Origin of the sequence: Parahaliea aestuarii (genome assembly GCF_008064635.1) — a bacterium.
In the GTDB taxonomy this organism is placed as follows: Bacteria; Pseudomonadota; Gammaproteobacteria; order Pseudomonadales; family Halieaceae; genus Parahaliea; species Parahaliea aestuarii.
Map to the genome: position 1 here is coordinate 434,008 of NZ_VRYZ01000003.1, position 11,381 is coordinate 445,388.

12 protein-coding genes and 1 other RNA gene are annotated in these 11,381 nt (G+C 64.9%); 8 read left to right on the plus strand and 5 right to left on the minus strand.

Annotated elements, in window-relative coordinates:
• The first annotated feature begins 162 nt into the window (after nucleotides 1-162).
• Both ilvA and FVW59_RS19610 read left to right on the plus strand, forming a co-directional pair.
• Nucleotides 163-1,689, plus strand: a complete 1,527-nt coding sequence (gene ilvA / locus FVW59_RS09240; RefSeq protein WP_148063956.1) for a threonine ammonia-lyase, biosynthetic — start codon at nucleotides 163-165, stop codon at nucleotides 1,687-1,689.
• A 265-nt stretch (nucleotides 1,690-1,954) separates the two neighbouring features.
• Nucleotides 1,955-2,101, plus strand: a complete 147-nt coding sequence (locus FVW59_RS19610) for a hypothetical protein (protein ID WP_157976687.1) — start codon at nucleotides 1,955-1,957, stop codon at nucleotides 2,099-2,101.
• Here FVW59_RS19610 and FVW59_RS09245 read toward each other — a convergent pair.
• From FVW59_RS09245 to FVW59_RS09260, 4 genes are all read right to left on the minus strand, one after another.
• Entirely contained in the window at nucleotides 2,072-2,722 is a 651-nt protein-coding gene (locus FVW59_RS09245) for a 5-formyltetrahydrofolate cyclo-ligase (RefSeq protein WP_148063957.1), read from the minus strand. The genes FVW59_RS19610 and FVW59_RS09245 overlap by 30 nt on opposite strands.
• 8 nt (nucleotides 2,723-2,730) lie before the next feature.
• Nucleotides 2,731-2,911: non-coding RNA, 6S RNA (gene ssrS / locus FVW59_RS09250), on the minus strand.
• Between the two features lie 51 nt (nucleotides 2,912-2,962).
• Nucleotides 2,963-3,286 (minus strand): cell division protein ZapA, encoded by a 324-nt coding sequence (locus FVW59_RS09255; protein ID WP_148063958.1) that lies wholly within the window; start codon nucleotides 3,284-3,286, stop codon nucleotides 2,963-2,965.
• Between the two features lie 4 nt (nucleotides 3,287-3,290).
• Nucleotides 3,291-3,491 carry a TIGR02449 family protein gene (locus FVW59_RS09260; RefSeq protein ID WP_148063959.1) on the minus strand — a complete coding sequence of 67 codons (201 nt, stop codon included), beginning with the start codon at nucleotides 3,489-3,491 and terminating at the stop codon, nucleotides 3,291-3,293.
• Between the two features lie 174 nt (nucleotides 3,492-3,665).
• On the opposite strand from FVW59_RS09260, the gene FVW59_RS09265 reads away from it, so the two are divergent.
• From FVW59_RS09265 to FVW59_RS09290, 6 genes are all read left to right on the plus strand, one after another.
• Nucleotides 3,666-4,262 (plus strand): UPF0149 family protein, encoded by a 597-nt coding sequence (locus FVW59_RS09265; protein ID WP_148063960.1) that lies wholly within the window; start codon nucleotides 3,666-3,668, stop codon nucleotides 4,260-4,262.
• Entirely contained in the window at nucleotides 4,262-5,620 is a 1,359-nt protein-coding gene (gene pepP / locus FVW59_RS09270; protein WP_148063961.1) for a Xaa-Pro aminopeptidase, read from the plus strand. The genes FVW59_RS09265 and pepP overlap by 1 nt, the downstream gene beginning before the upstream one ends.
• 19 nt (nucleotides 5,621-5,639) lie before the next feature.
• Nucleotides 5,640-6,905 (plus strand): 2-octaprenyl-6-methoxyphenyl hydroxylase, encoded by a 1,266-nt coding sequence (gene ubiH, locus FVW59_RS09275; protein ID WP_148063962.1) that lies wholly within the window; start codon nucleotides 5,640-5,642, stop codon nucleotides 6,903-6,905.
• Nucleotides 6,902-8,119, plus strand: coding sequence for a UbiH/UbiF/VisC/COQ6 family ubiquinone biosynthesis hydroxylase (locus tag FVW59_RS09280; protein WP_148063963.1), 1,218 nt, complete (start codon nucleotides 6,902-6,904; stop codon nucleotides 8,117-8,119). The genes ubiH and FVW59_RS09280 overlap by 4 nt, the downstream gene beginning before the upstream one ends.
• Nucleotides 8,120-8,241: 122 nt before the next feature.
• Nucleotides 8,242-8,634: a glycine cleavage system protein GcvH gene (gcvH, locus tag FVW59_RS09285; RefSeq protein ID WP_148063964.1), complete on the plus strand. Its 393-nt coding sequence runs from the start codon at nucleotides 8,242-8,244 to the stop codon at nucleotides 8,632-8,634.
• 31 nt (nucleotides 8,635-8,665) lie between these two features.
• Entirely contained in the window at nucleotides 8,666-9,853 is a 1,188-nt protein-coding gene (locus FVW59_RS09290; RefSeq protein ID WP_148063965.1) for a class I SAM-dependent rRNA methyltransferase, read from the plus strand.
• An 863-nt stretch (nucleotides 9,854-10,716) separates the two neighbouring features.
• Here FVW59_RS09290 and FVW59_RS09300 read toward each other — a convergent pair.
• On the minus strand, nucleotides 10,717-11,370 hold the full coding sequence (locus tag FVW59_RS09300; protein ID WP_148063966.1) for a histidinol-phosphatase: 654 nt from the start codon (nucleotides 11,368-11,370) through the stop codon (nucleotides 10,717-10,719).
• Between the last annotated feature and the right edge of the window lie 11 nt (nucleotides 11,371-11,381).

Here is an 11,381-nt window from a genome sequence, read left to right on the forward strand (position 1 = left end):
GCCTGCAACTGTCAGCGAGGGGCCCGGTAAGCGAGGCACCCATTATAGGAAAGGCGCCGCGGTGAAGCACCAAAATTACCGAAAGCAAGCGGGCCGGGGCTGAAAAAGGCGGCGGCCTCCATTACCATGCCCTGTTCCGTTTCACACAGTGCCTGAATCGCCATGCCCCAAAGCTATATAAAACGCATACTCGACGCCCGTGTTTACGATGTGGCGCGGGAGACGCCGGTACATGAAGCGAGCCTGATGTCGGCGCGGCTGGACAATCGCGTGTGGCTTAAGCGCGAGGATTTGCAGCCGGTATTTTCCTTCAAGCTGCGCGGCGCCTACAACAAGATGCACCAGCTCAGCGCGGAGGAGCGCCAGCGCGGTGTGGTGGCGGCTTCCGCCGGCAATCACGCCCAGGGCCTGGCCATGGCCGCCCAGAGGATGGCGGTAAAGGCGACGATTGTGATGCCGCGCACTACCCCGCAGATCAAGGTGGACGCGGTGCGTAACTGGGGTGCCAAGGTAGTGCTGCACGGCGACTCCTTCGAGGAGGCCGCCACCAGGGCCCAGGAGCTGGTGGAGAGCAAGGGGCTTGTCTATGTGCATCCCTTCGACGATCCCGATGTTATCGCCGGTCAGGGTACAGTTGGCATGGAAATCGTGCGTCAGCGGCAGGAGCCCCTGCACGCGATTTTCGTGCCGGTGGGCGGCGGCGGCCTGCTGGCGGGCGTCGCCGCCTACATCCGCTACGTCTGGCCCAATACCCGCATCATCGGTGTGGAACCGGAAGATGCGGCCTGCCTCAAACTTGCGCTGGAGCGCGGCCGGCGCGATCGCCTGGCAGAGGTGGGTCTGTTTGCCGAGGGTTGCGCGGTGGCCCAGATCGGCAAGGAACCCTTCCGAGTCATCCGCGACACCGTTGACGAAGTCATCACCGCCACCACCGACGAAATGTGCGCAGCGATCAAGGACATCTTCGAAGATACCCGCAGCATCGCCGAACCGGCCGGCGCCCTGGCCCTGGCCGGGTTAAAGAAGTATGTCGAGCGCAGCGGTGTGCAGGGCCAGGACCTGCTGGCCATTGTCAGTGGCGCCAACACCAACTTCGACCGCCTGCGCTATATCTCCGAGCGCACCGAAATCGGCGAGCAGCGGGAGGCGGTGATCAGCGTCACCATTCCCGAGCGCAAGGGCAGCTTCCGGGCTTTCTGCAGCGCGCTTGGACGACGCAACATCACCGAGTTCAATTATCGCTATGCCGGACCTGAGCGCGCGCTGGTGTTTGTCGGACTCAGCATCACCCCGGGCCCGGACTTCCAGGAACTGCTGACGGAGCTGCGTGACGACGGTTATGAGTGCGAGGATCTCACCAGCAACGAGATGGCCAAGCTGCACATCCGTCACATGGTGGGGGGGCGGGCGCCGGCGGAGGTCGACAATGAAGTGGTCTACCGGGTGGAGTTTCCCGAGCGTCCGGGGGCGCTGTTGAAGTTCCTTTCCGGGCTCGGGCAGAACTGGAACATCTCCATGTTCCACTACCGCAATCACGGCGCCGCTTACGGGCGCATTCTCGTTGGCATACAGGTACCGCGTAATGAGCGCGGCCAGTTTCGCCAGGTGCTCGATGAGGTCGGTTTCCGCTACTGGGAGGAAAGTGACAATGTCGCCTATCGCCTGTACCTGGGTCGCACTCCGGGCTGATTGCCCGAAAATCTTCAAAAAGTCGAATAAAGCCAGTGTTTATGCGGTTCTCTGGCTTTCAATCCCGCAGGGGCTGGGCTAGACTCGCCACAGTTTGTGAAAAATTGCCAACAAAACTGTGCCGGCCAGTGATCGGGTTCACACAGTGAAATAAGAAGGCGTTCACAGGCGGCGGGGATAAGCGCCCAGGGCGACGGAGAGCGTCTGGGTGAATGTTTGAAGCGCGATGTGAAAGCGCAATTTTTTGAAGCGAGAGTACCTGAAAGTGAAACGTAGACCGGATTTTCTGCTGATCCTGATGGCGGCATTTGGCGTTGGTGTGTTGGTCACGCTGATGATGCCTATGGCGGCCAACGATACTGTGGCGGCCCCGGCTTCTGAGTTACAGGCCGGCGTCATCGTCGAGGACTGAGGTGCCACCCTCCCCGGTCGGGGAGGCCTGGCAGCTGTCGCTGGTGCGCTTACAGCGGACCAGCGCCTGTTCCGTTACCACCAGATCCAGCTTGATATCCCAGGGCTCGGCGGGTAGCCGGGCCACTTCCTGTGCACTGTGGGCCAGCCCGGCGATCCAGCGTGGCCGCCCCGCAGCCAGAGCGCGGTCATAGTAGCCGCCACCCATTCCCAGCCGGTTGCCGTCGCGATCCCAGCCCACCAGCGGCAGCAGTACCAGATCCAGTTCGACTGCCGCGCGGATTTCCGACCCTTCGTCGGGCTCGGGAATACGGTAACGATTGTTCACCAGTGCGCTGCCCGCGTCCCAGCGGGCAAATTGCAGACTTTTGTGGTCCGCGAGGCGCGGCAGGTAGAGCTGTTTGCCGCTGTTTCTGCAGAGGCGGGCGATGGCGCTGGGGTCGAGTTCGCCGTCAGCGGCCAGGTACAGGGCAATGTGTTGCAGCCCGGCCCAGTCCGGCAGCTGCTGGATATGCAGCGCGGCGGCCTCGCTGGCGGCGCGCTGTTGCGCGGCGCCAAGGCTGCGGCGGCGGGCGCGTAGCTCGCTGCGAAGACGGGCCTTGGTGCTGGTGGAAAGTGTCATGGAGGGGATGGATTCCCGGCATACCGCTGGCAGTGCTGCCCTTGAACCCGATGGTTCAAGGTGGTGGCTACCGAACCGCTTCAGGCTTTCCGGTTTGTACCGGACCTGCACAACAGCAGTCGCTGGCAGCCCCCGGTTGTACAAATATCGGCTCGAGGACTGTCTGCCTGGCGAATACACCAGGGATCCGTGCGGGAGTATAACGCAGTGCGCCGCAGGTTTCGCCCCGCAGCGTCGAACTCAGCCGATTTCCAGCTGGCGCAGATGGTAAAGCGCGTCGTCTATCTTGCGGTTGAGCTGGTTGACGTCATCCGGGTCGGCATCGGCAAGACTGGCGCCGGGGTCGCTTTGCTCCGAGGCCTTGAGCAGTTCATAGCTGATATTGAGGGCCGCCATCACGGCGATGCGCTCCACGCCGATCACCTTGCCGGTGTCGCGGATGGCGCGCATCTGCTTGTCCAGGTACTTGGCGGACACGATCAGTTCCGCCTGTTGCTCTTCCGGGCAGGCGACCTGGTATTCCTTGTCGAGGATGCGGACGGTGACGGTGTTGGGATGGCTCACGGCGTTACTCCATGGCCCGCAGGCGATCGATCATGGCTTCGACCTTGCCGCGTGCCAGTTCGTTCTTGTCGATCAGGTCGCGGCGCTCGGATTCCCAGTGCGCGGCCTGGGCCTTGAGGGCCTGGTTTTCCTGGTTCAGATCCTGGCACAGGCTGATCAACTGGTCGATCTTACTCTCCAGTGCCTTGAGCGGGTTGTCGGCCATGGCGTTATACTAGCGTGCGTTACGGTGCCCTCACTATAGGCGGGCGCCGGAATGAGGTCAACGCTCGCAACTCTTGGGGCGTTAAATAAAACACTGATTTTTCAAAGGCCTGCCGGCGTTTTCCAGTTTTAGCTATAACTGGGTGGCGCCGCGGCCAACAGGCGGAAAACCCCTATGTTTGACGACTTGCCCGGAGCGGGCCGGGTATTCGATTTTGACGAGATCGCCGACCACCTGGTAGAGCAGGGCGAGCAGTGCTCGCCCTCAGAGCTGCACGGGTGCCTGACCGGGCTGATGTCTGCCGGTGCGGTGGCCGAGCCGGCCGCCGGCCTGGCCGGCCTGAACCAGGCCCTGAACCTGGATCTGCACGGCGAACTGGCCGAGTGCATGCTGGAGCTGTACAGCGTGACGTTGGCGGCGCTGCTGGACGAGGAATTCGATTTCCATCCCCTGCTGCCGGACGACGATACCGACCTCGATCTGCGTGTGCTGGCCCTGGGCGCCTGGTGTCGCGGCTTCATGGCCGGCTACGCCCGGGCTACCGTCAGCGCCGGCAGCGGCGATGCCAGCCTGCCGGGTGACAGCGCCGAGATTCTCCGGGATATCGCCAACATCGCCCAGGCCGGGGTCGATGAAGAGCTGTCGGAAGACGAATCAGAGGGCAATTATGTGGAGATCGTCGAGTACCTCCGCTTTGCCACCCTCAATATCTTCATGGACTCCCAGGGACGTGCCGGCGCCAGCGATGCCGGCACGCCGTCGTTGCACTGATGGGCAGGCAGACAGAGAGGCCGGTACAGAAGCCGGCTGCCACGGCTATCCCTCGCGCCGAGTACCTGCGCCGGCGCCGGCACTTCATGGCCATGATGGAGCCGGGCAGTATCGCCATCATTCCCTCGGCCCGGGAACTGACCCGCAGCCGCGACACCGAGTTCCCGTTCCGCCAGGACAGCGACTTCTTTTACCTCAGCGGCTTTAACGAGCCGGATGCGGTGATGGTGCTGGTGCCCGGTCGCGAGCATGGTGAATTCGTCATGTTCTGCCGCGAGCGCGATCCGGAGAAGGAGCTGTGGCACGGCTATCGCCAGGGGCCAGAGGGCGTGTGCGCCCACTACGGCGCCGACGACGCCTTTCCGGTCGGGGATATCGACGACATCCTGCCGGGCCTGATCGAGGGCCGCCAGCGCGTCTACTACTCCATGGGGCGCAGCGCCGACTTCGATCGTCAGGTGATGGTCTGGGTCAACCAGATCCGCGCCCGGGAGGCCAGCGGTGCGGTGCCGCCGGGGGAGCTGACGGACCTCGACCACATGCTGCACGAACTGCGCCTGATCAAGAGCGCCGCCGAATTGCGGGTGATGCGCCGGGCCGGCGAAATCACCGCCCGCGCCCACAGCCGGGCCATGCGCTTCTGCCAGCCCGGGCACTACGAGTACCAGCTGGAAGCGGAGATACTGCACGAATTCGCCATGGCCGGCGCCCGTCACCCGGCCTACCCGAGTATTGTCGGCAGCGGCGCCAACGGCTGCATCCTGCATTACGTGGACAACAGCGCGAAGATGAAGCGGGGTGACCTGGTACTGATCGATGCCGGCTGCGAACTGGAAGGCTACGCCGCCGACGTCACCCGCACGTTCCCGGTAGGCGGGCGTTTCAGCCGGCAACAGAAAGCTCTGTACGAGGTGGTGCTGGCAGCCCAGCAGGCGGCGTTTGAAGCCATTCGCCCCGGCAATCACTGGAACCAGCCCCACGACGAAACCGTGCGGGTCATTACCGAGGGGCTGGTTCGACTGGGGCTGTTGAAAGGCCGGGTATCAACTCTGATCGAGCGCGGCGCCTACCGCGATTTCTACATGCACCGGGCCGGGCACTGGCTGGGCCTGGATGTACACGACGTCGGCGACTACCGGGTCGGTGGCGCCTGGCGCCTGCTGGAGCCGGGCATGGTGATGACCGTGGAACCGGGCATCTACGTGGCGCCGGACAATCACAAAGTGGAACCGCGCTGGCGCGGCATCGGCATTCGCATCGAGGACAATGTCGCGGTTACGGCAGATGGCTACGAGGTGCTGACGGAGGGCGTGCCGCGCAGTGTGGCGGAGGTAGAAGCCCTGATGGCGGCCGGGTGAGCGACGTGAAATGCAGGCGATGACCGAATCACCGTCGGCGGGGGCGGAGCCGCGCGATATTGTCATCGCCGGCGGCGGCATGGTGGGGATCAGCCTCGCCCTGTTGCTGGCCGAGGCACTGCCGCCGGCGGTGCGAATTACCCTGGTGGAGAGCTATCCCTTTCCCGCACCCGGCGCCAGCGCCACTCACCCCTCTTTCGACGCCCGCTCCACAGCTCTCAGCTACAGCTCGCGGTTGCTGTTCGAGCGCAGCGGCCTGTGGCCGGAGCTGGCGGAGCGAGGCTGCGCCATCGATACCATTCACGTTTCGCGCCGCGGTCGTTTTGGCAGCGCGGTACTGGCGGCGGCCGAGCAGGGCTGGCCGGCCCTGGGTTACGTGGTGGAAAACAGCTGGCTCGGCCACGGCCTGGCCCAGGCGCTGCACCGGCAGGGCCGGGTCGAGGTGCTCAGCCCGGCCCGGGTCAGCCGGGTGGAGGCGAGTGGCGCGGGCAGCACTGTGCACGTGCAGCAGGGAGAGCAGGGCCGAACCCTGCGGGCGGGCCTGGTGGTGGTCGCCGATGGTGCTGACTCCAGCCTGTGTGAATCCCTGGGCATGGTGTCGCTGGACAAGCCTTACGACCAGCACGCCCTGATCGCCAATGTCGCCTTCGCCGAACCCCATCGGGGCTGTGCCTATGAGCGCTTTACCGATAGCGGCCCGCTGGCCCTGTTGCCGCTGGTGGCGGCGGCCGGTGGTGCCCACCGCAGCGCCCTGGTCTGGGCCCTGCCGCCGGAGCGGGCGGAGGCCTTGCAGGTTGCGGAAGAGGCGGATTTCATCACTGCCCTGCAGGAGGCCTTTGGCTATCGACTGGGGCGTTTTCTGCGCGCGGGCGAGCGGCACAGCTACCCCCTGGCGCTGCGCCGGAGCAATGAGCAGGTGCGGCAGGGCATTGTGGTGATGGGCAACGCCGCCCACACCCTGCACCCGGTGGCGGGGCAGGGCTTCAACCTGGCGCTGCGCGATGTGGCGCGCCTGGTGCAGACCCTGGCGTCCGCGCCGGAGCAACGCTTCGGCGACCTGGATCTGCTGCAGCTTTATCAGCGCGCCCAGCGGGCGGATCAGTGGCGCACCATTGGCGCCAGCGACCTGCTGCCGGCACTGTTCATGCACCCCGACCCGTTGCTGGGGCTGGGCCGCGACCTGGCCCTGGCCGGGCTGGATGTGGCGCCGCGGCTGAAACGTGAATTTGTACGCTACGCCGCCGGTATCGCGGCCCTGAATGAACGGGAGGACGTCTTGCGATGAGTCGCATGCGTGATGTCGATGTCGCCATTGTCGGCGCCGGCATGGCCGGCGGGGCGCTGGCTTTGGCGCTCGCCGGACAGGGCCTGCGCCTGGCACTGGTGGAATCGCGTCCGTTGACGCCGCCACCGCTGCCCGCGGAACGGGATGTCACCAGCTTCGACACCCGGGTCAGCGCCCTCAATCCGGAGTCGGTGGCATTGCTGGAGCGCCTGGGCGCCTGGCCGGACATCGCCGCCTACCGCCACTGTCCCTACCATCACATGACCGTATGGGATGCCGAGGGCACCGGCCATATCGAGTTCGATGCCGCCGATGTGGACAGTGCGGTACTCGGGCACATTGTCGAGAACCGTGCCGTGGTCAGTGCCCTGCTGTCCCGGCTGCAGGCCGCCGCCGACTTGCAGGTGCTGGCGCCGGCCAGGCTCGCCGCCCTGTCGCAGGACGAGGATATGATCACCCTGGATCTGGAGGGAGGCGATTCCCTGAGGGCGGGCCTGCTGGTGGCGGCCGACGGCGCCCTGTCCAGTGTGCGCTCGCTGCTGGATTTTCGCACCCGTGAGTGGGACTACGGCCACCGCGCCCTGGTGACCACGGTGGTGACCGAGCATCCCCACCAGAACACTGCCCGGCAGCGCTTCCTGCCTTCCGGGCCGCTGGCGTTTCTGCCCCTGCCCGGCGGGGAGGGGCGTCATGTTTGCTCCATCGTCTGGTCCCTGCGCGAGGAGCTGGCCGATGAGGTGCTGGCACTGGATGACGCGGCCTTTTGCCAGCGCCTGGGAGAGGCCTTCGAGCACCACCTCGGCCGCGTGCTGGCGGCGTCGCCACGGACCGCCTTCCCCCTGCGCCAACGCCACGCGGTGGACTACGTGCAGTCCCGTGTTGCGCTGGTGGGAGATGCCGCCCACACCATTCACCCACTGGCGGGGCAGGGTATCAATCTCGGCTTCAAGGATGTGGCGGTGCTGGCGGAGGAAGTGGTTTCGGCGCATCGCCGCGGGCGTGACATCGGCCGGTTGGAGGTGCTGCGTCGCTACCAGCGCCGGCGCAAGGGCGAAAACCTGTTGATGATGGGCGCCATGGACGTGTTCAAGACCCTGTTCGAGCAGGAGGCCCTGCCGCTGCGCTGGCTGCGCAGTGCCGGCATGGGCGCCGTGCACCGCGCCGGGCCGTTGAAGCAGGAAATCATGCGCCGCGCCATGGGCCTCGGCAGCTGAGCAGGCCGGCGCCGGATTTTGCCGCCGCAGGGTTGGGGATTCCGTATGCCGCGGTTAGAATGGCGGCCTGATTGCAGCGGCCTGCCGGCCACTTTCCCACCTGCCTCCGATGAGGGATCACCATGAGCCATACCCCCAGTGAATTGAAGTACGCCAGCAGCCACGAATGGGCGCGCCTCGAAGAGGATGGCAGCGTCACTGTCGGTATTACCGACCACGCCCAGGAGGCCCTGGGAGACGTGGTTTTTGTAGAACTGCCCGGTGTGGGCGATACCCTGGCGGCGGGTGACGAAGCCGGCGTCGTGGAGTCGGTGAAGGCCGCCTCCGATATCTATGCGCCCATCGGCGGTGAAGTGATCGAGGTCAACAGCGCCCTCGAGGACGAACCCGAGACGGTCAACGCCGACCCCTACAACGACGGCTGGTTCTACAAGCTCAAGCCCGCCGATGCCGGGGAGCTGGACAAACTGCTCTCCGCCGAAGACTACCAACAGCACTGCGAAGACGAAGACTGACGGTCACCGGCGCCCCGGCGCCGGAATTTCCATGACCGGACAACCTGAACTTTTCCTGCGCAAGGGCGCCGAACGCCGCCTGCGCAGTGGCCACCTGTGGGTCTACTCCAATGAAGTGGATAGCGCCCGCTCGCCGCTGGCGTCTTTCAGTGCAGGCGACTGCGCCAGTGTGCGCGCCAGCAACGGCGCCCTGCTCGGCAGCGCCTACCTCGAGCCGAACAACCTGATCTGTGCCCGCCTCTATGCACCGGGGCGCGAGACCGACCTGCCCGACACCTTGCATGAATCGCTGTCCACGGCCCTGGCTGGACGCGAACTGGCCTTTGAGCGCCCGTTTTACCGTCTGGTGTACGGCGACAGCGACCTTTTGCCGGGCCTGGTCGTCGACCGCTTCGACCGCTACCTGGTCGTACAACTCAACAACGCCGGTATCGAGCGCTACGAAAATGCCGTTGTCGCCGCGCTGGTTGACCTGCTGGCGCCCGACGGCATCCTGCTGCGGGCGGACAGTCGCAACCGTCGTGAACAGGGGCTGGAAGACCGCATCGCTGTGGTACACGGTGAGGTGCCGGAGCAACTGGCGCTGGAAGAAAACGGCGTGCGCTTCCAGGCGCCGGTACACGCCGGCCAGAAAACCGGCTGGTTTTACGACCACCGCCTGGCCCGGGCGCGCCTGGCACCCTATGTGGCTGGCCGCGACGTGCTGGATGTATACAGCTACATCGGCGGCTGGGGCATCCAGGCCGCCGCTTTCGGTGCCACTGCGGTGTGCTGCCTGGACAGTTCCGCCGCGGCTCTTGACGGGGTGGAGGCGAATGCCCGCCTGAATGGTCTGCAAGACCGCGTTTCCACTCTGCAGGGCAATGCCGCTGAGGCGATGGAGGTGTTGCTGGAGGAGGGCAGGCGTTTCGATGTTGTGATCCTCGATCCGCCGGCTTTTATCCAGCGCAAGCGGGATATCAAGAAGGGCATCAAGGCCTATCAGCGTATCAACGGGCTGGGTCTGAAGTTGCTGGCGCCGGGCGGGGTGCTGGTGTCGGGGTCGTGCTCGATGCATTTGACCCGCGCGGATCTGCTGGCGGCGGTTCAGGCGGCGGCGGTGCGCGCTGGGCGGCAGGTGCGGCTGATCGAGCAGGGGGCGCAGGGTGCGGATCATCCGATTCATCCTGCGATTCCCGAGACGGAGTATTTGAAGGCCCTGTTTTTTCGGGTTGTTTAGGGCGCTTCCGGGCGGCCCTGTGGGCCGCTGCGTCGCCGGCGATCAGGGGAGCTTCTTTTACTCCATTCCGGGACGATCGGCTGTGCTTTCCTTGGGCGATTTTTTGCTCGGTAGTTGCTGCCGGCTTCGTTGTGACCGCTGTGTGCACAGGATTTTGGGCACGCTGATCGTTCTGAAGTTCGGTAGTGCCCTTCGCGGGGGCTGGTGACGTTGTAAGGGCAGACCGCGCTCACAGCCGCCGCCCTCCAAGTCCGTAAAAGAACTCCCCTGCTCACCGTCAACGCGGGTGGGAAACCGCTCCATGGGCACTTTGCTACGATTGAATGCTGAAACCGCTGAAACCGCTGAAACCGCTGAAACCGCTGAAACCGCTGAAACTGCCGAAACTGCTGAAACCGCTGAACCCGCTAATTCAGCCAGTTTCGCCAAGCCCTGCCATCTCTCCATCCAAAGCCCCCAGCCTCCCGCTGGCACCCGCATTGACGTCGGTGGGGGAAAGCCTTTTGCGGACTTGGAGGGCGGCGGCTGTGGGCTCGGGCCTCGCTTACAGCGTCACCCGGCATCGCGAAGGGCACTGCCGAACTTCAGAACGATCAACGTGCCCAAAATCCTGTGCACTCGATGGTCATTCTAAAGCCGGCAGCAACTAACGAGGTAAAGAGAGCAGAAGGAAAACACAGCCGATCGTCCCGGAATGGAGCAAAAGACTTTCCCCCGCCGGCGGCGATGCAGCGGCCCAAAGGGCCGCCAGGAACAGAGCGAAAAATTCCCCTCAGGTAGCAGCGATGCAGCGGCCGCAAGGCCGCCAACAACAGGGCCAATAGAGTTGGCCAGACCGCAGCGCCGAAAAGTCGACCAGAAGTCTAGCGCAGCGAAATAACCTCCCACCCCTGGGCTACCGCATAAGCCCGCAACGTCTCGTCCGGATCCACCGCCACCGGATTGTCCACCTGCTTCAACAGCGGCAGATCATTGTGCGAATCCGAATAAAACCAGGCGCCCTCCAGCGACTCCCCGTGCGCTTTACGCCAGGCCTCCAGCCGCACCACCTTGCCCTCGCCGAACGAAGGAATCCCCGTCGGCTCCCCCGTATACAGCCCGTCTACCCGCTCCGCCTCACAGGCCAGCAACTCATCGATGCCCATCGCACTCGCGATAGGGCGGGTGATGAACTCATTGGTGGCCGTCACCACCAGCAGGCGGTGGCCGCGCTGGCGGTGATCCTCTACCAGGGCGCGGGCGGCGGGGAGCATGATGGGTTCTATCACGCTGCGCATAAAGTCCGCGTGCCAGGCAGCCAGCTCCGCCGGATCGCGGCCGGCGAGGGGGGCCAGGGCGAAGCGCAGGTAGGCCTGGATATCCAGCTGTCCGGACTGGTAGTCGCGATAGAACTGCTCGTTGCGTTCGGCGAATTCAGCGCTGTCCACCAGGCCGCGGTCACAGACGAAGCAGCCCCACAGGTGGTCGCTGTCGCCGCCGATCAGCGTGTTGTCGAGGTCGAAAATGGCTAGTGTCACTGGGCTCTCCT

Excerpts from the sequence above, each read along its gene's own strand:
- ilvA (WP_148063956.1), top strand. The coding sequence starts at position 163 with ATGCCCCAAAGCTATATAAAACGCATACTCGACGCCCGTGTTTACGAT.
- gcvH (WP_148063964.1), top strand. The coding sequence starts at position 8,242 with ATGAGCCATACCCCCAGTGAATTGAAGTACGCCAGCAGCCACGAATGG.
- FVW59_RS09280 (WP_148063963.1), top strand. The coding sequence starts at position 6,902 with ATGAGTCGCATGCGTGATGTCGATGTCGCCATTGTCGGCGCCGGCATG.
- FVW59_RS09265 (WP_148063960.1), top strand. The coding sequence starts at position 3,666 with ATGTTTGACGACTTGCCCGGAGCGGGCCGGGTATTCGATTTTGACGAG.
- FVW59_RS09290 (WP_148063965.1), top strand. The coding sequence starts at position 8,666 with ATGACCGGACAACCTGAACTTTTCCTGCGCAAGGGCGCCGAACGCCGC.
- ubiH (WP_148063962.1), top strand. The coding sequence starts at position 5,640 with ATGACCGAATCACCGTCGGCGGGGGCGGAGCCGCGCGATATTGTCATC.
- FVW59_RS09245 (WP_148063957.1), bottom strand. The coding sequence starts at position 2,722 with ATGACACTTTCCACCAGCACCAAGGCCCGTCTTCGCAGCGAGCTACGC.
- pepP (WP_148063961.1), top strand. The coding sequence starts at position 4,262 with ATGGGCAGGCAGACAGAGAGGCCGGTACAGAAGCCGGCTGCCACGGCT.
- FVW59_RS09260 (WP_148063959.1), bottom strand. The coding sequence starts at position 3,491 with ATGGCCGACAACCCGCTCAAGGCACTGGAGAGTAAGATCGACCAGTTG.